21 protein-coding genes are annotated in these 19,077 nt (G+C 49.7%); 9 read left to right on the forward strand and 12 right to left on the reverse strand.

What is annotated here, in order from left to right; genetic code table 11:
• Window positions 1–126: 126 nt before the first annotated feature.
• Both dnaK and dnaJ read left to right on the forward strand, forming a co-directional pair.
• Window positions 127–2,073 (forward strand): molecular chaperone DnaK, encoded by a 1,947-nt coding sequence (gene dnaK, locus V7676_RS01585; RefSeq protein WP_335657905.1) that lies wholly within the window; start codon window positions 127–129, stop codon window positions 2,071–2,073.
• Between the two features lie 112 nt (window positions 2,074–2,185).
• On the forward strand, window positions 2,186–3,337 hold the full coding sequence (gene dnaJ / locus V7676_RS01590) for a molecular chaperone DnaJ (protein ID WP_335657906.1): 1,152 nt from the start codon (window positions 2,186–2,188) through the stop codon (window positions 3,335–3,337).
• Window positions 3,338–3,628: 291 nt separating this feature from the next.
• Here dnaJ and V7676_RS01595 read toward each other — a convergent pair whose 3' ends face one another.
• Complete coding sequence (locus tag V7676_RS01595; RefSeq protein WP_335657907.1) at window positions 3,629–3,814, reverse strand: hypothetical protein; 186 nt, start codon at window positions 3,812–3,814, stop codon at window positions 3,629–3,631.
• A 315-nt stretch (window positions 3,815–4,129) separates the two neighbouring features.
• Between V7676_RS01595 and V7676_RS01600 the strand changes: the two genes are divergently transcribed.
• The 5 genes from V7676_RS01600 to V7676_RS01620 all read left to right on the forward strand — a co-directional run bounded on the left by V7676_RS01600 (window position 4,130) and on the right by V7676_RS01620 (window position 6,890).
• Window positions 4,130–4,645, forward strand: coding sequence for a sigma factor-like helix-turn-helix DNA-binding protein (locus tag V7676_RS01600; protein ID WP_335657908.1), 516 nt, complete (start codon window positions 4,130–4,132; stop codon window positions 4,643–4,645).
• A gap of 64 nt (window positions 4,646–4,709) precedes the next feature.
• Entirely contained in the window at window positions 4,710–5,045 is a 336-nt protein-coding gene (locus tag V7676_RS01605) for a hypothetical protein (protein WP_335657909.1), read from the forward strand.
• A 289-nt stretch (window positions 5,046–5,334) separates the two neighbouring features.
• Window positions 5,335–6,102, forward strand: a complete 768-nt coding sequence (locus V7676_RS01610; RefSeq protein ID WP_335657910.1) for a JAB domain-containing protein — start codon at window positions 5,335–5,337, stop codon at window positions 6,100–6,102.
• Window positions 6,099–6,443, forward strand: a complete 345-nt coding sequence (locus V7676_RS01615) for a hypothetical protein (RefSeq protein WP_335657911.1) — start codon at window positions 6,099–6,101, stop codon at window positions 6,441–6,443. The genes V7676_RS01610 and V7676_RS01615 overlap by 4 nt, the downstream gene beginning before the upstream one ends.
• Window positions 6,444–6,536: 93 nt before the next feature.
• Window positions 6,537–6,890: a hypothetical protein gene (locus V7676_RS01620; RefSeq protein WP_335657912.1), complete on the forward strand. Its 354-nt coding sequence runs from the start codon at window positions 6,537–6,539 to the stop codon at window positions 6,888–6,890.
• A 9-nt stretch (window positions 6,891–6,899) separates the two neighbouring features.
• Here the strand turns inward: V7676_RS01620 and V7676_RS01625 are convergent, their stop codons facing one another.
• Window positions 6,900–7,067 carry a hypothetical protein gene (locus V7676_RS01625; protein WP_335657913.1) on the reverse strand — a complete coding sequence of 56 codons (168 nt, stop codon included), beginning with the start codon at window positions 7,065–7,067 and terminating at the stop codon, window positions 6,900–6,902.
• 332 nt (window positions 7,068–7,399) lie between these two features.
• On the opposite strand from V7676_RS01625, the gene sthA reads away from it, so the two are divergent.
• Together sthA and V7676_RS01635 are read left to right on the forward strand one after the other, a co-directional pair.
• Window positions 7,400–8,821 (forward strand): Si-specific NAD(P)(+) transhydrogenase, encoded by a 1,422-nt coding sequence (gene sthA, locus V7676_RS01630; protein WP_335657914.1) that lies wholly within the window; start codon window positions 7,400–7,402, stop codon window positions 8,819–8,821.
• Window position 8,822: 1 nt separating this feature from the next.
• Entirely contained in the window at window positions 8,823–9,908 is a 1,086-nt protein-coding gene (locus V7676_RS01635) for a GGDEF domain-containing protein (RefSeq protein ID WP_335657915.1), read from the forward strand.
• 501 nt (window positions 9,909–10,409) lie between these two features.
• Here V7676_RS01635 and V7676_RS01640 read toward each other — a convergent pair.
• The 10 genes from V7676_RS01640 to V7676_RS01685 form a co-directional block, all read right to left on the reverse strand.
• A complete protein-coding gene (locus V7676_RS01640; protein ID WP_335657916.1) occupies window positions 10,410–11,255 on the reverse strand; it encodes a flagellar motor protein MotB in 846 nt (281 codons plus the stop codon).
• 3 nt (window positions 11,256–11,258) lie between these two features.
• Window positions 11,259–12,122 (reverse strand): flagellar motor stator protein MotA, encoded by an 864-nt coding sequence (gene motA, locus V7676_RS01645; protein WP_335657917.1) that lies wholly within the window; start codon window positions 12,120–12,122, stop codon window positions 11,259–11,261.
• 130 nt (window positions 12,123–12,252) lie between these two features.
• Window positions 12,253–13,101 (reverse strand): flagellin, encoded by an 849-nt coding sequence (locus V7676_RS01650; protein ID WP_335657918.1) that lies wholly within the window; start codon window positions 13,099–13,101, stop codon window positions 12,253–12,255.
• A 24-nt stretch (window positions 13,102–13,125) separates the two neighbouring features.
• On the reverse strand, window positions 13,126–14,457 hold the full coding sequence (gene flgK / locus V7676_RS01655; protein WP_335657919.1) for a flagellar hook-associated protein FlgK: 1,332 nt from the start codon (window positions 14,455–14,457) through the stop codon (window positions 13,126–13,128).
• Window positions 14,450–14,752 (reverse strand): rod-binding protein, encoded by a 303-nt coding sequence (locus V7676_RS01660; protein ID WP_335657920.1) that lies wholly within the window; start codon window positions 14,750–14,752, stop codon window positions 14,450–14,452. The genes flgK and V7676_RS01660 overlap by 8 nt, the downstream gene beginning before the upstream one ends.
• A complete protein-coding gene (locus V7676_RS01665; protein WP_335657921.1) occupies window positions 14,749–15,873 on the reverse strand; it encodes a flagellar basal body P-ring protein FlgI in 1,125 nt (374 codons plus the stop codon). Before V7676_RS01665 ends, V7676_RS01660 begins: the two co-directional genes overlap by 4 nt.
• 21 nt (window positions 15,874–15,894) lie before the next feature.
• Window positions 15,895–16,551, reverse strand: coding sequence for a flagellar basal body L-ring protein FlgH (locus tag V7676_RS01670; RefSeq protein WP_335657922.1), 657 nt, complete (start codon window positions 16,549–16,551; stop codon window positions 15,895–15,897).
• 60 nt (window positions 16,552–16,611) lie between these two features.
• Entirely contained in the window at window positions 16,612–17,400 is a 789-nt protein-coding gene (gene flgG, locus V7676_RS01675) for a flagellar basal-body rod protein FlgG (protein WP_335657923.1), read from the reverse strand.
• 33 nt (window positions 17,401–17,433) lie between these two features.
• Window positions 17,434–18,180 carry a flagellar basal body rod protein FlgF gene (locus tag V7676_RS01680; RefSeq protein ID WP_335657924.1) on the reverse strand — a complete coding sequence of 249 codons (747 nt, stop codon included), beginning with the start codon at window positions 18,178–18,180 and terminating at the stop codon, window positions 17,434–17,436.
• A gap of 33 nt (window positions 18,181–18,213) precedes the next feature.
• Window positions 18,214–19,044, reverse strand: a complete 831-nt coding sequence (locus tag V7676_RS01685) for a flagellar hook-basal body complex protein (RefSeq protein WP_335657925.1) — start codon at window positions 19,042–19,044, stop codon at window positions 18,214–18,216.
• Window positions 19,045–19,077 lie beyond the last annotated feature (33 nt).

Consider the following 19,077-nt stretch of genomic DNA (forward strand, 5'->3'; position numbering starts at 1 on the left):
CAAGGCTTGTCCCAAAGAAAATGCCCCCTATATCCAATTTCGAAGCCGTAACGGTGCCAATAGAAAAGGGCCGAGCGGTTATTTTGCTTATTATAGAAAATATTTGAAAATTGAATTGAGGGAAAAATGGCTAAAGTTATCGGTATTGATTTGGGCACCACCAACAGCTGTGTTGCCGTTATGGACGGCGGCAAGCCGAAGGTTATTGAAAATTCAGAAGGCGCACGGACAACACCGTCAGTTGTCGCTTTTGCGAAAGACGGCGAACGTCTTATCGGACAGCCGGCTAAGCGCCAGGCGGTCACCAATCCGGAAAGCACCATCTTTGCGGTTAAGCGCCTGATCGGGCGCCGCTTTGATGATCCGATGACCAAGAAAGATATGAAGCTGGTCCCTTATGAAATCGTCAAAGGCTCCAATGGCGATGCATGGGTGAAAGCTGGCGGTGAAGATTATTCTCCCGCGCAGATTTCTGCCTTCACGCTTCAGAAAATGAAAGAAACCGCCGAGAGCTATCTTGGCGAGACGGTGACGCAGGCTGTTATCACGGTTCCTGCCTATTTTAATGATGCTCAGCGTCAAGCGACGAAAGATGCCGGTAAGATTTCTGGCCTCGAAGTCTTGCGCATTATCAACGAACCAACTGCTGCGGCTTTGGCTTACGGACTTGATAAAAATGACGGCAAAACCATCGCGGTTTATGACCTTGGTGGCGGTACGTTTGATATCTCGGTCCTTGAAATTGGTGACGGCGTCTTTGAAGTGAAGTCCACCAATGGTGACACCTTCCTCGGCGGCGAAGATTTTGACGCCAAGCTGGTCGAATTTCTTGCTGAAGATTTTCAGAAAGCAGAGAGCATTGACCTGACCAAGGACAAGCTGGCGCTCCAACGTTTGAAAGAAGCAGCGGAAAAAGCGAAGATTGAATTGTCTTCCGCCCAAACCACCGAGATCAACCTGCCATTTATCACTGCTGACCAAAATGGTCCAAAGCATCTGGTCAAATCGATCACGCGCTCTGACCTTGAAAAGCTGGTTGGTGACCTGATCAAGCGGACACTTGATCCTTGTAAGAAGGCGCTTAAAGACGCTGGCATTAGCGCATCGGAAATTGACGATGTTGTGATGGTTGGCGGCATGACCCGTATGCCTAAGGTTCGTGAAACTGTTCAGGAATTTTTCGGTAAAGAACCACATACCGGTGTGAACCCTGACGAAGTAGTTGCCATGGGCGCAGCCATTCAGGCCGGCGTTTTGCAGGGCGATGTGAAAGACGTGCTGCTCTTGGACGTGACGCCATTGTCATTGGGTATCGAAACCCTCGGCGGTGTCTTCACCCGTATGATTGATCGTAACACGACCATCCCGACGAAAAAGTCGCAAGTCTATTCGACTGCTGATGATAATCAGGGTGCTGTTACTATTCGCGTATTCCAAGGCGAACGTGAAATGGCTGCCGACAATAAAATGCTCGGCAATTTCGATCTGGTTGGTATTCCGCCAGCACCGCGCGGTGTTCCGCAGATTGACGTGACGTTTGATATTGATGCGAACGGCATCGTCAATGTTTCGGCAAAGGACAAAGGCACCGGCAAAGAACAGCAGATCAAGATCCAGGCTTCTGGTGGTCTGACCGATAATGATATTGATCAGATGGTTCAGGACGCAGAGAAATTTGCTGAAGAAGACAAAAAGCGGCGTGCAGAGGCAGAAGCCAAAAATAATGCTGAAAGCCTTGTTCATACGACTGAAAAGCAATTGTCCGAACATGGTGACAAGATTGATGCCGATTTGAAAGGCCAGATAGAAGCCGCCATGACGGAAACCAAAGAAGCTATCGAAAGCGGTGATCCGGAAGCGATGAAGACCAAGTCGGAAGCTCTGGCACAAGTCTCCATGCAAATGGGTCAGAAAATCTATGAAGCCGAGCAAGCTGCTGGCGGCGATGCTGCAGATGCAGCCGCAGCCGACGCAGCCGCTAAGGCGGATGACGATGTTGTTGATGCAGAATTTTCTGAGGTCGACGATTCTGACAATGCTAAGTCTGATGACGACACGAAAGCAGCAGAGTAAGTAAAATTCACCCACTGGCACTCACCCTGATTTTTTTGCAGGGCGAGTGCCAGAGGCTTCGGCAGGTGCGGCCTGAACGGAGTATCAGTATGGCTTCGGGGGAAGCAAATTAATGACTACCGAAATAGACTATTATCAGCAGCTTGAGGTCGAACGCGGCTGTGATGGTGCGACGCTCAAAACATCCTATCGTAAATTGGCGATGAGATTTCATCCGGATAAAAATCCGGGTGATGCTGCAGCTGAAGCGAAATTCAAATCGATTAGTGAAGCTTATGAGGTTCTGAAGGACCCGCAAAAGCGCGCAGCTTATGACCAATATGGTCATGCGGCTTTCACCAATGGCGGCGGCAATAATGCCGGCGGCGGCGGCTTCGGCGGCGGTGCGGCGTTTAACGATATCGGCGATATTTTTGAGACAATTTTTGGCGGCGGCGGTGGCGGCTTTGGTGGCGGACAGCAACAACGCGGTGCTGCGCGTGGTGCCGACCTGCGCTACGATATGGAAATTACGCTGGAAGACGCATTCCACGGCAAGCAGACAGAAATTGAAATAGATGTTTCTGTCGGCTGCGATGAATGTGATGGTTCAGGCGCTGAACAGGGAACCGGAGTTAAAACCTGTGTGACCTGTCACGGCCACGGCAAAGTTCGTGCGCAACAAGGGTTTTTCGTGGTCGAGCGTACTTGTGCAAGCTGTCAGGGTCGCGGTGAAGTCATCGAGAGCCCGTGCCACGTCTGCATGGGCGAAGGTCGGATCGACAGGCCGCAGACGCTGGATGTTGAAATACCGGCTGGCGTAGATAGTGGAACGCGTATCCGGTTGACCGGAAAGGGCGAGGCCGGGGCACGCGGCGCTCCATCGGGTGATCTCTATATTTTCATCCATCTGGCCCGTCACGATATTTTTGAGCGCGAGGGTACGACCTTGTTTACCCGCGCTCCGATTAGTTTTTCGGTAGCGGCGCTCGGCGGGGAGATTGTTATCCCTGGCCTCGATGGCATCAAACATCAAATCCGCATTCCGCCAGGAATCCAGTCCGGCAAACAAATACGCCAGCGAGGTGCCGGCATGCCGGCTCTGCGAGCACGTGGCAACGGAGATATGGTGGTCCAGATAGAAGTTGAAACGCCGACCAAGCTGTCATCCAAGCAAAAAGAATTATTACGTGAATTCCAGGCGACTGAGACAGGCGATGAAAGTCCGAACAGCAGTGGATTTTTTTCGAAGATTAAGGAAGCTTGGGAAGGCCTCGCAGATTAATAAGCGACCTTCTACCCACGGGAAATAATATCCTAACGGAAAATTCTTGTCTGCTGTCTAAGCATTTCCAGATCATGATTGGGTAATGAATTGGAGAAAGGGGCGACCCAGTAAGGACCAGCAGACAGAAATCGCCCCTTCCCAATTCGTGTTAAACGCACCGCTCATTGTGGGGATGATTAATGCGAGGCTTAACAAATTCAGGCAGTTTCTAGTGCCTAATAAGGTTTACGGGTCTTTCAAATCCGGATTAACAGCGAATCTGACTTTTTTAATTTTGTTTGATTGAAGCTACTGTAAATCGCTCTCGGTAAAGCCCTGAGCCTGTTTCAAAATATCAATCGCTTCTGCAACTTTGATCGCCGGCACAGTGAGTTCCAATGCATCAAGTTGGTTCAACATCTGTCGTAGCACCGCTATGATCTCTAACGATTGCGGCTCGCTGCTCGTTTGGTCTATTTGTTCCAAATTCTTCATCACATATTGTCCAATGTTTTTGACGAACCCAAATCCAAATAGGAAAGCTATATTTTTAATTAGTGTCGGTGTCTCTGAACGAACAAGGACATCGAACGCGGCAATATTATATAAATTGATACTATATCAGCGCGGTCAAATATACAATGTTGTTATCCGTTGATAAGTTTTGTTACCTTCCGACGACAGTATAATAAAGCATTTGAGCAGCAAATATATCTTATCGAGCTTTGTAAGAAATTGGGTTAAGTTTTTTGGCTGGTTGCCTAGAGCCATGTTCGAAACTATACTGAAAGCGTATAGTGGGGTATGCAAGTGGGCCAATTTGAAAATGAAGCCGCACGTGTGGCAAAACTGACTGAGAAGCAGCGCGAATGCCTGCATCTTGTTGTCCTGCGTAAATCATCAAAAGAAATTGCGCGAGTGTTGGATATATCCAAGCCAGCTGTGGATCAGAGGCTCGACAGCGCACGGCGTACGCTGGACGTGGCGACCCGTGACGAGGCAGCTATCGTTTATGCGCGCGTTTCTGGGACCTATGATCGGATCATATATGATCCAGCCTATCTTCCATCTGAACCCGAAATGACTGCAAAAGCTTCTCAGGGCGAACAACCTGAACCGTTCATGTTGGAAGAAGCTGCCGTACCATACGGTTTCAACTCCACTCATGAGTCCGATCATTGGTTGCAAGCTTTTAAGGAACCGGGAGATAATCTGGGGACCGTTCAGCGACTTGCTCTTATCGTCGGTATGACCATCGGCATTTTGGCAATTGTTTTAATCGGCCTGTCAGTTTCCCAGTCTCTTTCAGGTCTGCTGGCCGGCTAAACCGGCACCAGACCTACCGCAAATTTAACCTAATGAAATTCGCGTTTCGCGGAAAGGGAATCTTATGTCTTACGAAATCAAGAAAGCCACGGACCAAATCGGGCAAGATATGCCGCACACTGAATATAGCATTGACCAAGCACTTCTATCCGTCGCCGACCTTATGTCTACGCTGGTAAAAGCCCGTCTTAACACCGGCGTACCTGCTTCTACCGGCCAAGCAGCGATCCTGCGTCTTGCCAAAGCACAAATGACTCTTGTTGACGCCAGCAGTGACGTCTTGCGCGTACATGGTGAATTGAAGAAGCTTGGTACAGAATATGCTGGATTCCCTGACCATGAATGTCCCCCCGCTCAAGCTGCAAAAAGAGAAGATAAACATCTTTCAATCGTAGCCTGAACACGCAAAATGTTGACTAAGATGACCTATCATGGTCCTTGTGGGGAATGCGATTTGCTGTATTTTATTTCTTATTTTTTTCGTGTTCCCTTTATGCTCTGTGGCGGGGTGGGGCGCCAGAACGTACAATTGCAATTTCTTACTTTGCAGCGTGGGTTTTGGACCACTCCGTCCATTCGATTACACCGGCAGAATATGCCGAAATGGATCCGGGGCACCTGGTCATCGATCTTCTCATTTGGCTTGCATTTTTTGCTGTCTCATTGCGGGCAAGAAGGTTCTGGCCGCTATGCGTAGTCTCGCTACAAACAATCGCACTGGTCGGGCATTTAGCGAAATTGATGGATGTGTCCATACATCCGCAGGCATATTTTATAATGCAAGTCGCTTCTTCTTATCCCTTGTTGATAATTCTGGCGATAGGAACTTATTGTCATCAGCGCAGATTGACGATCAACGGGATCGATCCGTCCTGGCGCAGCTGATAGCATCGGTGGTCCCTGAAAAGGCCATCGCGTTATCGGATGCGCTTTTGACGGAATTCGGTTCTATTGGTCGGATATTATCGGAATCGGAAGAGGCATTACGGCGTATAATAGGGTCGCACGACGCCGTGATAAATTTGTTGATGGCTACTGAACGGCTGCTCATGGCACAATTACATAATGATCTGCCAAAAAAGCTAGTTTCGGCCACGGACGAAAAATTGATTAGATATTTGCAAGGCAGCATGGCATCTTTGGCAACCGAAACCATGCGGGTTCTGTTCCTAGATAATGCGAACCATCTGCTTGATGATCAGCAGTTTGGAAGTGGTTCACCGCGTAGAATTATTGTGCAACCGCGATGTATATTGAAACGTGCCTTGGAGTTGAATGCTAGTGGGATCATATTGGTGCACAACCATCCTGCGGGGAATACCCAGCCGAGCCAGTCCGACATTAAATTTACGATATTGATCAAGACTTTATGTCGTGAACTAGAAATAATTTTACATGATCATATCATTATCGCCGGCAATAAATGGTCGAGTTTTCGAAAGATGAAGATTCTATGACCGATCAAACTCTCGACAAGCATATCGATCGCGCTCGAAGATTTCTGATGATGCAGCGTAAAAGAAGTCTTTTCTTTCCTAATAACGCAATATTTGGAGACCCTGCTTGGGAGCTACTACTTGAAATTTATATAGCGACGGAGAAGCATCAGTGTGTCTCTAAAGCGGCCTTGTTTGCAGGGCTGTCAACCACGCCTGCCATAGCATCGCGATGGATTTCCGTTTTTATTGAGAATGATTATGTGACAATTTGTGAAAAGCATAGCACGGACTGCATCTGTTTGACCGACGATGCACGCGCTGAGTGCATAGGATATCTCGATGCAATCGCGGATTTCTAGGTTCTTAAGGCTTCATACCAGTCCGGTTAGCTCCAATTTTTAAAAAAGATACAGACAAAAATTTGCGTTGCCGCATCTTAAATCCATGTTAAAATGACCGTCAACGACCCTGAACCATTGAAGCATGGGGGGGGGCGTGTGATTATCATTGATCGACTGGCATTATTTCGTACCATAAGATTGAAACCTGCGGCCGCGAGTATCTTGATCATTTTGATGTTGGTCCCTGCAAAGGCCAAGGATTACCATGCCCCAAAAGGAATGTCCGTTGGTACAGCTGTTGCCAGTGTGAACATACAAAAGCGGATTGAAATTCGACCGGACAGCTTTGCTGATTCAGGTATGTCCCTTGATAACAGGATATCAGATATCAGTATTCGGGATTGCAATTTCGAACGGAAAGAAATGATTAAAAGCTGTATATTGATGATTTACGAAATTCAGTAAAAGTTGAAATCAGCTATCATGCTCGGATTTTTCTTTCCGATCTTCAGCTTGTTTTAAAGCATTAATAGCTTCTTCCACTTTAATGGCCGCAATCGGGTGTCCGCTATCATCCAGTATGGATAGCATATTCTCGAGTTTCTCAACAAGACTGAGCATGTCGATTTTGCTATCATTCATATTGATCGACAGTGCCTTTCTTGCGTCAGTGGAACTGGATTATATCTAATTTCTATTAGTGTTTTCGCACCAATGTAACGAATGGTTACAGTCGTTAAGCTCAGGTCACATAATTACAACTTCTTGCTTTATCAACAAAAATGATAAAGTTATTATCTAATTTAACAATTTATTTGGTTATGTCCCAAATTGGCGCGCCAATATTGACCATCTTCTTCACTAATGATTCGATAGATAATAGTTCTGTTTTTCTACCATTTTTCGCTGATATCTCTGCTTTGGGATTAATGTTTCTCTTCGTCACCGTTAACCATGGAACGGGAGGGAAATGCATGACTGAATATGATTATGATTTCGTAGTAATTGGAGGCGGTCCCGCTGGACGCAGAGCCGCTATACAAGCGTCGAAGCTAGGTAAGTCGGTCGCTATTGTTGATGATCAAAAGAAAATAGGTGGCGTGTCTGTACACACGGGCACTTTGCCATCGAAAACGATCCGGGAATCCGTCCTGTCTGCAACCGGATGGAGGGATCAGCATTTCAAGTCAGGGCGCCAGCGCGACAGTTCAGATGCTACGCGGCAATCAATCTCGTCGCGGCTCTCGACAACTTTATGTGACGAAGTCGAGGTGATTGACAATCAGCTATCCCGCAACAATATTGAGACACTAAAAGGCCGGGCGAGATTTACGGGTCCTAATAAATTGGCTGTGTCGCAATCTGTTCAAGGAAAGACGACAAGCTATACTGTTACGGCAGAAAAATTTCTGATCGCGGTGGGGACAAAGCCTTACCGACCGAGCCATATCCCCTTCAATGGCACCAGCGTCGTAGATAGCGATTCTATCGCGGCCAATATGCCGATGCCGAAATCCATTATAGTGGTTGGCGGCGGCGTTATTGGCCTGGAATATGCGACGATATTTTCGACGCTCGAAATTCCGGTCACGGTGGTCGAAGCGCGGGAAAATATACTGGAATTTATCGACCGTGACATCGTGTCGAATTTTGCACATCAACTCGCTGAACGCGGGATCAGCCTGCGCCTTGGCCGGACGATTAAGAATATCGAATTGGACAAAAACGGCAGTCCGCATGTTGAACTGGATGATGGACGTCAAATTCGGGCGGAAATGCTGCTCTTTACCGCTGGTCGTATTGGCGCGGTGGACAAGCTTGGATTGGAGAAGATCGGGATTGAAGCGGATAACCGCGGGCGATTAGTGGTGGATCAAAAAACGCTCCAGACGGCACAACCGCATATCTATGCGGCCGGCGACATTATTGGTTTTCCGGCACTCGCATCGACATCGATGGAGCAAGGCCGACTGGCAGCCTGTCATGCGTTTAACCATCCTATCCGCTGCTCTGAGGATAGCTTTCCACTGGGTATTTATTCCATTCCTGAAATTGCTAGCATTGGTCTTACGGAAGATGAAGCACGCGGAAATGGAACGCAGGTGGAAATTGGTATTGCCAGATTCCAAGAAACATCACGCGGACATATATTGGGCAATTGCAAGGGCATGCTGAAATGTATTTTTGATCTGAATGATGGAAAATTGCTGGGCGTCCATATCGTAGGGGAAGGGGCGACCGAACTTATCCATATTGGCCAAGCTGTCCTCAACCTAAATGGCGGCATAGAATATTTGTCGGACACGGTTTTCAATTTTCCAACATTGGCCGAAGCCTACAAAGTCGCAGCGCTGGACGCATATAACAGGATGCCAAAAACCAGATTGAGAGCATGAAGTGAAAATAGATATTAAGAACATACTCGAACAATATTTCCGCGACGGCGATGGCAATGAACAGTGTCCGGTTTGTGTAGAAGGCGATGATGGCAAGCAAACCCCGATTTTCGCGATTGCGAGCTTCATTCGGCAGCATAATCTCTCCCTCTCACCCTATAATCTTGAGTTGGCTTGGGAATATGTTTGCGGAGGTAAGCATGGCCTGAAAAACGAGATACTGGGACTGTCCTCTGCAGGGCGTTTGAACAATGTCTCTGCTCAGGAACTATATGATAAGTATTTGCGGTCCGATATTGGCGTCCAGATCGATAAGATCCTCATGGAAGCGATGGAGCATATACGGTCGACAACGCAAATTATCGATACCGGTAATGAAAATACGCTCCAATGTGAGAGTAACTTGATCGAGCAGGCCGATAATATCCGCTTGCGGTCAGGCGATATGGATATTGCAATCCAAAAGCTGCTCAATCTTTCACAATTAATGGTTGAATCGACACGGGAAAATCGTGAGCAGATTTCTGAAACTAACAAGAAACTAGCCAACCTGCAAAAAGAACTTAAGCGAGCCAAAAATGAAGCTGATTTTGATCAACTTACCAAATTGGCAAACCGGCGGAAATTTGAACGGACATTGGATGAGGCGCAAGAGCATCAGCGTGAGCTAGGCCATTCATTATGTCTAGCTTTCTTAGATATTGACCATTTTAAGAAGGTAAATGACACATTCGGGCATGAATGCGGGGACCGCGTTCTAAGGCTCATTGCGGATGAATTGTCTTCCATATCTAACGGTAAATGTCATGCGTCTCGCTATGGTGGCGAGGAATTCGCCATTATCTTTGAAGATGAAACGATCGAGAAAGCTTGCCGGATCGTTGATGAATGCCGCGAGAACCTCTCGCGCCGTCGACTTATTGACGCGGCATCTGGGAAGCCTTTGGGTACGATAACTTTTTCCGCTGGCGTCGCAGAATGTTTGGAATCTGATACAAAGCGCGCCATTCTTAGAAAAGCGGATTTGGCATTATATGAAGCGAAATCCAAGGGGCGCAATAACGTTCTAATTTATTCCAATCGATGAGTTGTTCTTTCGCGAATATTTTCGTGAAGAAAGGGTAAGGCTGTTTTACAGCGGCCAATAAGAAGCTTCAGCAGTCAATATAAGGAACAGGGGAATAGGCGAAAGTTTATTGCCCTGTTCTTTTATCCGCGACATCTGCAAGTGGGTTTGGCGCCTATGACATGCCGTCATGAAGATTGGCGTCGCCAATCCGTCGATTGTAGCGAAATGATCGGTCTTTTACAGAAGGATAGCATTTTTAAAGGTCTGTAAATGACAAATGGGCAGGGTGAATAATCACCCCGCCCAATCGTAACAACGCAGACCAGGTGCGCTACGTTTGTCAAAGCCGCAACCTGCGGGGGTTGAGATGACTTTGGCAGAAAGATTACGCTTTCACCTACTGTTATCCGAACCGGTGGCCTGAATAGCAATTCATTTTCAGACCAATCTGGGAGGATTGGTCCATATTATCGCCAATATGGTTTTAGTTCGGTGCGTATTCTGAGAAGAAAGGTATTTTTACTTCTTCAGAGTTATAGAAATGCGCCGATTTCTGTCATCCATGGGTTCGTCAGGATTATAGGGTTCGGTGTCTGCGACGCCTTCAATCCGGGCCATGCGGTTCATTGGGACGCCTTGTTCGACCAGCTTCTGCCTCGTCGCTTCTGCTCTTGCAGAGGATAGCAACCAGTTATTCATGCTTTGCCCGCTGGCATAAGGGATGCTGTCGGTATGACCTCTAATGATCAGCTCATTGTCGACAGTCGCAATGATTTTGGCAACTTGCCCGATCAGCTCTGCCGCACGCGATTGCAAGTTATTGGTTGCCGAGGCAAACATACTGAAATCGGCTTCATCAACAATATCGATCCGAAGACCTTCTTTTGTATCGGTAAAGCGGACGTTGGATAGCAATTTTGCTGTTTCCGGGTTTTTCCGGAGCTGTTCACGGACGCGCTTTTCGAATTCCTTGGCTGTTACCGTTTCAGGTATGGACTTCCGATTGCGTTCATCCTTTTTGCTCGCTTCTTCTTGCGGCGAGATGTTTTCGCTGGGAATCGCGCGATTTGCTTTGTGCGGATATTTATCTGGATCAGTAACCGATGAACCGCCGAACATTCCTCGGCCGCCAGCACTGTCCCGCTTAACATTTGCGATTGTGGGGGCGAAATAATCCGCGATACCCTTGCGCTGTTTTTCTTCGGTGGCGCCAAGCAGCCACATCAGCAAGAAAAATGCCATCATGGCCGTCACAAAGTCAGCATAAGCCACTTTCCATGCACCGCCGTGATGACCACCATGACCTTCCACGATGATCCGTTTGACGATAATGGGGCGAACTGGTTCTACTGGTTTTTTGGCCATGGATTAACGCGCCCGTACTGCATCAAAAACATCAGCGAAGCTCGGTTGGTTTGCATGCTGCAAGCTGGTCCGGGCTGCTTCGATAATCAGTGGCTGTGGATGTCCATGCAGGTTCGCAATGATCAGCTGTTTTGCCACATGATAAATACTCGCATCGCTCTCAATAATGGAACGCACGCGATTTGCTATGGGTCCTACCAAGCCATAGGCTAGCAAAACGCCGAGGAAAGTTCCGACGAGTGCAGAGCCGATCATACCGCCCAATATTGCCGGAGGTTTATCGATTGAGCCCATGACTTTGATAATGCCTAAAACAGCAGCAACAATGCCCAAAGCGGGCAGGGCATCGGCCAGACCCTGCAGGTTGTCGGCCGGAGCAATAGCTTCATGATGATGGACTTTGATCGACTGATCCATGACATCTTCGACCGCGTGTGGATCAAGTGTTCCCGAAGAAACAACAACCAGCCGCAAGCTATCGGCGATCAAGTGGATCAACGCGTCGTCTTTTAACAATTTGGGATATTCGCTGAATATCGGAGAGGCTTTAGGGTCCTCAATATGCGGTTCAAGTGCGACGGGCCCTTCGCTTTTTAGGATTTTGTTCAGCTTTGAGACCAGTAATATGCAATCCATAAAATCCTGCTTGACGTAGGTTGGGCCTTTAAAAACTTTACCAAAGCCGCCGAGCAACGCTTTAAGCTGCGCGCCATTATTACCAATGATCAGCGCGCCGACTGCGGAGCCGCCGATGATACCCATTTCGATGGGAAGAGCATGAAGAACCACGCCCATATCGCCGCCGGATAGCGCGAATACGCCAAAAACCATGACGAGTAGGACAACGATGCCAATTCCAGCGAACATAAACTTATTTCCAATCCACAGGCCCGGTTAGATTTTTTCTCTTCATTATATAACGAAGGGATATTCATCATAATGGTGAACGGACGAAAGCCGTTATGGTTAAGGGCGCGATAGCGATGAATTCGGCTGGTTAGCCGATGAGTTGTATCAAGGACGTGCGGGCAGTCTGAGCATAGAGCTGCTGGGCCGCTTCCAAATTAACCAGCAATGACTTGAATTGAGATATTGCCGCGGCAACATCGGTGTTTTCCAGCGCTGACCGGCGTTCCGACGTGTTCAGTTGTGATTCCTGTAACCTCAGTTCCTGTTCTTCCAGCCGGTTGACGAGAATGCCTTGCCCACCCACCAGGGTCGAGAAGTGATCTGTCATCGATTTAGCGTGATCCAGTTGAACAAGACGTTCTGCCGGCGTTCCGGTGCGAACTGCATTGATCAGATCGGTCATTAGGGTATCAAGGGTCTCGGTTGCTCCGCCACCGATATCAATATTTCCTGCCACTGCCTGTAAAGTCGGTGCTGGTGCCACCAGAACATTTGTATCGATGCGCATTTTAATCGGATCGCCGGAGTGGAAAAGCTGACCGCCGTAATTATCTTTGACCTGGGTCAGTTGATTAAATTGGTTCTGAAGGCTTTCCAGCTCTATTGCGATAATTTCGCGGTCTTGCGGTGCTAAAGTTTCGTTATTGGCCAACACCATCAACTCGCGCGTGCGTATGACGCCATTTGAAATGGTATCCAGTGTCGATTCAGCCTGCTGCGCCAAAACGCGCGCGCGGCCAATGTTGTTGGTCCAGCTGCTTTCGATTGAAGACTGCCTGCTGATACTGGATAATTCCAGCCAGCTCGATGGGGCTTCAGACGGTCTGTTAAAGCTCTTGCCAGTGGAAATGGATTCCTCCGTCCGGGCGATGAGCTGGGAAAGATCATTCTGCCTTTGAATGGCATTTACGGGCCTAGTGCGATTAATTGAGTCCATCAGTTTTTCCTTGCGGCGCGTCTGTTAAAAGATTGCCAATATGGATTGGATGGTTTCGCGAGCGACCTGAATAATCCGTGCGGAGGCTTCATAAGCTTGTTGTAGTCGGATGAGGTCGGCGGCTTCGCGATCGAGATCCACGACCGACACCTTGTCTCGCGCTTCGCGGGTCGCAATGTCAAAAGCCGTTGCCGCCTGGCTTTCGCTTCTCGCAGAGAGGAGGTTTTGGGCTTGTCCAAGGACTATGCCCTCGTAATTTTTCTCGGTACCTGTAGCAGTCCGCAGATCCACGAATGCCAGAATATTCCCGTTTGCTACTCCGGCGGGGGATGCAAGAGCCAGATCCGTGGCCGTCAGTCCGGTGGCCGTTAGGCTGGCTGCTGTACCGCCATGAGATACGACAGCGCCGCCGACAGCGCCCGCATCGGTCCGGCCATTGGCCTGCCAGCCGTTTAGTTCATTCGCAAATTGGACGGCTAGAGTGTTGAGTTTTGTCGAAACAGCCGCGATATCGGATTGCGCGCGGTGCAGACCGCCCAATGTCCCGTTTGTCGGGGGAGGCTGTAACGCCCCTCCAATTTCGATATCAAAGGCACCGCTTGCATTAGCGACAAATGTCACCGGACTGGCGCTGTTATAAGTGACCAAATTGGTTCCACCGCGTGAAATATCGGCCGTACCATTATTACCGAAGGTGATCGTGACATCCAGCTTCTCGGTAATCACCGTTAACGCCGCATCGCGCTGATCCAAAAGAGCGACATGTTGCGAAGTGCCGGGGGTGGTAGGTCGCAGTTTTCCGTTAATCTGGGCAAGTTCGGCTAGCGCGGTGTTGAGCTGCGATGTTTCTTGTGCCGCCGCACCGTTCATTAATGTGGTGGTCGCGGAAAGATTGGATGCGGTCTGGTTAAACCGTGCCACGGTGTCTTCGATATCACGCAGAAACTGTGTTCTGAGTGCCGGTTCGAACGGAACGGCAGAGAGCTCTTCGGCACTGCCAAAAAGCTGGGTGAGCTGGCTTCCGATATCCGCTTTGTTATTCGCCAGAGCGATTTCGCCCTGGTCCAGCCATTGCACCATGACTTCGGATTTAACCCTGTTTGCGCCGGTTTGGCGCGTGGCGGATTCCAGAAACTGATCGCTGGCGCGAACAAGGCTATTAACTTCTACGCCGCCTGTGCCCGTAAAATTTCCGTATAAATAATTTGTATTTCCGTAAATTGTCGTGTCCCCAACGTTGAGGGTACGGCGGACATAATTTGGATTGTTCGCATTGGCGACATTGGAGCCGACGACTTCTAGCGCACGGCTGTTCACCTGTAACGCAGAGCGCCCGATAGAAAGCATATCAGACATTTATTTTCTCCACATGGCGGCTCAGCAATTGGGCAACGCCGAAAACGCCTTTGTCGGCCATGTCTTTTGCCAGCATGCTATCTTGCATATCGCGGAACTTTTCTGTGCCCTGGCCATCGAACAAACCTTCTCCCAATGATGCCGTTCGCATTGTCGACAACATCTGGCGGACAAAAATTGCCTCGAAATCAGCCGCCATTGCTTCAACTTTTGATTTTTCGCCGTTTCCCGCCGGCTTTGCGGCATTTGTGGACGACGCAGCCAGAAGGTTCCCATTAGGATTAATAGTGGTCATATTATGATCAACTCCGCTTTTAAGGCACCTGCTTGCTTCAATCCTTCGAGGATCGCTGTTAGATCAGACGGTGAAACACCGATGGAATTAATAGTCTCGACAATTTCTGACAAAGAAGCACGGCGCCCAATTTCAAAAGCCGGGGCTCCTTTATCTTCTAACGCAATGTCACTATTCTGCTCGGTGGCGGTCCTGCCGCGGCTAAAAGGAGCGGGCTGTACGACGGTCGGATTTTCTTCGACCCGCACTGTTAATTTTCCGTGACTGACCGCTGCCGGGCCCAGACGGACCGCGCCATTGATCACGACCGTACCGGTCCTTGCATTCACAATAATACGGGCCGGTGCATCGGCAGGCTTCACGAGCAGGTTTTCGATTTTGCCCATCAGCATGACCCGTTCCTGTGCCCCAACCGGAGCGGAAATCCGCACGGTGACTGCATCAGCGGCGATTGCCAGTTCTGATCCGACCGCTTGATTAATCGCTTCAGCCACGCGCAAAGATGTGGTGAGATCGGCATCGGTGAGGTTAAAGCTCAGATAGGGCTGGGTTTCGAAACCCGTCGAGACGGTTCTTTCAATCGAAGCTCCGCCAGAGATGCGTCCTACCGAGGGAATGTTTACAGTCAGGCTGGACCCGTCAGCCGCAGAAACGCCAAGACCGCCCACGGCCAAATTGCCCTGAGCCATGGCGTAAATTTCTTGATCGGCACCATATAAGGGCATTAAAATTAATGTACCGCCGCGCAGCGATTTGGATTTACCAAGCGCCGATACAGTGACATCCAGCCGTTGTCCCGGCTTTGCAAAGGCTGGCATTTCAGCGGTTACCATTACGGCAGCAGCATTTTTTGTTGCCGGATTAACACCGGGTGGCAGCGCAAGGCCGAAGCGGCTTGTCATACCTTTCACGCCCAATGTCGCATATTCCAGACTGTCATCGCCGGTGCCAGCGAGCCCGACCACTACGCCATAGCCCACCAATTGGTTGGTCCGAAGGCCAGCGAACTGGCCGATATCCTTAATCCGTTCCGCTTGTGCCGGTTGCATAGCAATCAGCAATGTAATCGCGAGTGCGGCGATCAAGTGAATGATGCGGGATAATTTATTAACTTGGGTCATATTGACTCGCCTGTCCGGGGACTAAAAGGGGGAAATGATAGAAAAGAAACTCTGTAACCAGCCCTGTTTGCTGGCCGTGGCGATTTCACCGGACCCTCCGTAAATAATGCGGGCATCAGCAACTTTATTGGAGGGGATGGTGTTCTCGGAGGACACATCAATGGCACGGATCAGTCCACTAAACTGAACATGTTCTTCGCCGCGATTGAGGGACGTCAGCTTTTGTCCGCGCACCAGCATAGTGCCATTGGCATAGCTTTCAGCAACGGTGACGCTAACCTGTCCTTGCAGAGAATTGGATTGGGCGGCTTTGCCAGTGCCCGTAAAATTTTGTGAACCGCTGGTCGCAACGTCACTGGGAGAGAATAGAGATAGGAGCCCGGTCGTCGGCGGCGCCAATGAAATACCGCCTTCGCGATCTTTCGCGGCGCTATTTGATTTGGCTGCCCGCGTATTTTCTACGAGCAATATCGTAATAATATCACCCCTCCGACTGGCGCGCGCACCGCTCGTCAGTGCCGCATAGCCCGAGGCTGCCTGAAATATAGCGCCATTGGCGCTCGCCGGGGTTTGCGCTGGAAGAGGCGTCGCAACAGAGGCTTCGAAGCCTTGCTGCGGTTTTGCGCCGCCGCTACCCATGCAGCTAACTAGCAGAAATGGCGCAATTGTGACTGCCATTGCTGTCTTCGTAAGGGATGATATTTGCATGATGCTAAGGCCTCTCGCTCGAATGCTTATTTAAAGTTGCTGGTTAACGAATTGCAGCATTTCATCGGTGGCCGAGATCATTTTGGAATTGACCTCATAGGCGCGCTGCGTCTCGATCATATTAACCAGTTCTTCGACAATGTTGACATTAGACCCTTCCAGCGCACCCTGACGGATCGTGCCGAGGCCTTCCGCGCCTGCTTCACCCACTTGTGGTGCTCCGCTAGCGGCGGTTTCGGTCAGAATATTATTGCCCACTGAAAGCAGCCCGGCCGGATTGGTAAAATTGGCAAGTTCGATCTGCCCCAGTTCACTAACTTCGGATTGGCCCGCCAATGATGCTGTGACCGTACCATTATTACCGATGGTCAGGGCTGTCGCACCTTGCGGGACTTGTATCGCTGGCACCAATGGATAGCCATCGCTGGTGACAAGAGTGCCTTCAGCAGTCATGTTAAAATTGCCGGCGCGGGAATAGCCGGTCGTGCCGTCGGGCAGTTCCACTTGGAAAAATCCGGAACCTTCAATCGCCATATCAAGGGCATTTTCGCTATTTTGCAGCGTGCCTTGTGTATTGATTTTGCCGATCCCAGACAATTTGACGCCGGTGCCCAGTTGCAGGCCACTGGCAAAGCGGTTTTGCGCGTCGGACGGTGCGCCCGGCGTGACGATATTTTGATAGGCAAGCGTTTCAAAATCAGCGCGATCAGCTTTGAAACCTGTTGTGTTCACGTTCGCCAGGTTATTGGCGATAACGCGCATTTTTGTATTTTGTGCGTCCAGTCCGGTGCGCGCAACTTGTAAAGCAGCATTGCTCATTTCATAGTCTCCTTCGTGCGATTATCGCACCCGTTATCCTTGCGGCAAGTTCATGACGCTGGCACTGCTTTCATCCAGCTCTTCGGCGGTCCGCAGTAATTTTGCCTGAGTTTCCCAAGCGCGGCTTGTTTCAATCATGTCGACCAGCGCAGCGGTCATATTGACGTTGGATCCTTCCAATGCGCCAGAGATGACCCGTGCATTTTCATCAACGGGCAGGGTGCCATCATTAGCCACACGGAATAGCGTATCCGGTCCCTTGGAAATGGCGCTGCCCGTCATGCTCACCAGTTTAATCTTGTCGAGTTCCTGTGGCAGTGTTGGATCGCCACCTTGGGGAACAAAAAACACTGTGCCGTCTGCACCAATGTCCACCCGTTCTGCGGGGGGCATCGTGATCGGCCCACTGGAACCCATGACCGGAAAGCCATCACCCGTAACCATCGCGCCAGAGGCGGCGATGCGGAAATCGCCGCGCCGCGAATAGGCTTCTTTGCCATCCGCGCCTTGCACAGCAATCATCGCATCGCCTTCTAGCGCAATATCCATCGAACGGCCGGTTTGGGTAACCGTACCGGCGTTCATGTCCGCTTGCATATCCCGCTCAACCGCCATGGCGCGGCTGTCTAAACCGGGGCCTTTCAAATACTGGGCTTTTGCCGAAACCATGTCGGCTTTAAAACCTACAGTATTTGAGTTCGCCATATTATTGGCGATGGCTGTTTGCCGGTTCATCAGCGATTTCATCGCGTTGACGCCGGTATATGCAAGCTTATCCATAGAATATTCCTAGGTTGCTATCGCTTTCAGACCCTAGACCTGAAGGTTGATAATCGTCTGGCTAAGGGTGCTGGCGGTCTCAATTGCCTGGGCATTAGCTTGGAAATTACGCTGGGCAGAAATGAGCGATACCAGTTCTTCTGTGATATCCACATTGGCCAGCTCCAGAGAGCCAGAGCGAATCTGACCCAATGGACCGTTCGCGGCTTGGTTAATCAATGCCGGACCTGAATCGCCACTGGCTTGCCAGTGGGCATCACCAACCGGGCGCAAGCCTTCTACGGACGTGAAACTGGCCACTGCAAGGGCGCCAATATTAACCTGGTTTCCGTTGGAGAAGGTTGCGCTGACGACTCCTTCGCCGTTAATCGAAATATTGGTTAAAAGCGCAGCCGGATCAGTTGGGTCGACATCTGGTACAACGAAATCGAACATATCTGCTGCATTGGTCGATGTGGCGACACCATTGGCGTCAACCGGCAAAAGTTGCGCCTTCATTCCAACCGTATCAACAACCTCTCGGTTTTGATTGACCGAAAAAGCACCATTACGGGTGTAGTTTGTATCTTGACGGGGGGGCTGACCTTTGACGGTGAAAAAGCCGTCACCGGCAATCGCCAAATCCAGCGTTTTATCAGTGCCCTGTAACGTACCTTGGGTAAATTGTTGCGTGATACCGGTTAAACGAACACCCTGACCGGCCACCGTCTTGGTCGCCTGGGTTGGTGCTGCGGCGAAAAGATCGCCGAACATCGCACGGCTTTTCTTAAAACCGGTCGAGCTGACATTGGCGACGTTGTTGGAAATAACATTCAAGTCGGTTTGTGCGGCTTTCAGGCCGCTAAGAGATGTAAAGAAAGACATTATATTCTCCTGGTTAAATTGGGGTGGGGAAGC

The organism is Parasphingorhabdus sp., from assembly GCF_036963805.1.
Taxonomy (GTDB): Bacteria; Pseudomonadota; Alphaproteobacteria; order Sphingomonadales; family Sphingomonadaceae; genus Parasphingorhabdus.

What these genes read in the sequence shown, in the direction of transcription:
- flgG (WP_335657923.1), bottom strand. Translation starts at nt 17,400, where the DNA reads ATGAGCAATGCTGCTTTACAAGTTGCGCGCACCGGACTGGACGCACAA.
- V7676_RS01660 (WP_335657920.1), bottom strand. Translation starts at nt 14,752, where the DNA reads ATGACCACTATTAATCCTAATGGGAACCTTCTGGCTGCGTCGTCCACA.
- V7676_RS01625 (WP_335657913.1), bottom strand. Translation starts at nt 7,067, where the DNA reads ATGAATGATAGCAAAATCGACATGCTCAGTCTTGTTGAGAAACTCGAG.
- dnaK (WP_335657905.1), top strand. Translation starts at nt 127, where the DNA reads ATGGCTAAAGTTATCGGTATTGATTTGGGCACCACCAACAGCTGTGTT.
- V7676_RS01685 (WP_335657925.1), bottom strand. Translation starts at nt 19,044, where the DNA reads ATGTCTTTCTTTACATCTCTTAGCGGCCTGAAAGCCGCACAAACCGAC.
- V7676_RS01650 (WP_335657918.1), bottom strand. Translation starts at nt 13,101, where the DNA reads ATGGACTCAATTAATCGCACTAGGCCCGTAAATGCCATTCAAAGGCAG.
- V7676_RS01620 (WP_335657912.1), top strand. Translation starts at nt 6,537, where the DNA reads ATGACCGTCAACGACCCTGAACCATTGAAGCATGGGGGGGGGCGTGTG.
- V7676_RS01605 (WP_335657909.1), top strand. Translation starts at nt 4,710, where the DNA reads ATGTCTTACGAAATCAAGAAAGCCACGGACCAAATCGGGCAAGATATG.
- V7676_RS01610 (WP_335657910.1), top strand. Translation starts at nt 5,335, where the DNA reads ATGCGTAGTCTCGCTACAAACAATCGCACTGGTCGGGCATTTAGCGAA.
- V7676_RS01640 (WP_335657916.1), bottom strand. Translation starts at nt 11,255, where the DNA reads ATGGCCAAAAAACCAGTAGAACCAGTTCGCCCCATTATCGTCAAACGG.
- sthA (WP_335657914.1), top strand. Translation starts at nt 7,400, where the DNA reads ATGACTGAATATGATTATGATTTCGTAGTAATTGGAGGCGGTCCCGCT.
- V7676_RS01615 (WP_335657911.1), top strand. Translation starts at nt 6,099, where the DNA reads ATGACCGATCAAACTCTCGACAAGCATATCGATCGCGCTCGAAGATTT.
- V7676_RS01670 (WP_335657922.1), bottom strand. Translation starts at nt 16,551, where the DNA reads ATGGCAGTCACAATTGCGCCATTTCTGCTAGTTAGCTGCATGGGTAGC.
- motA (WP_335657917.1), bottom strand. Translation starts at nt 12,122, where the DNA reads ATGTTCGCTGGAATTGGCATCGTTGTCCTACTCGTCATGGTTTTTGGC.
- V7676_RS01595 (WP_335657907.1), bottom strand. Translation starts at nt 3,814, where the DNA reads ATGAAGAATTTGGAACAAATAGACCAAACGAGCAGCGAGCCGCAATCG.
- dnaJ (WP_335657906.1), top strand. Translation starts at nt 2,186, where the DNA reads ATGACTACCGAAATAGACTATTATCAGCAGCTTGAGGTCGAACGCGGC.
- V7676_RS01665 (WP_335657921.1), bottom strand. Translation starts at nt 15,873, where the DNA reads ATGACCCAAGTTAATAAATTATCCCGCATCATTCACTTGATCGCCGCA.
- V7676_RS01680 (WP_335657924.1), bottom strand. Translation starts at nt 18,180, where the DNA reads ATGGATAAGCTTGCATATACCGGCGTCAACGCGATGAAATCGCTGATG.
- flgK (WP_335657919.1), bottom strand. Translation starts at nt 14,457, where the DNA reads ATGTCTGATATGCTTTCTATCGGGCGCTCTGCGTTACAGGTGAACAGC.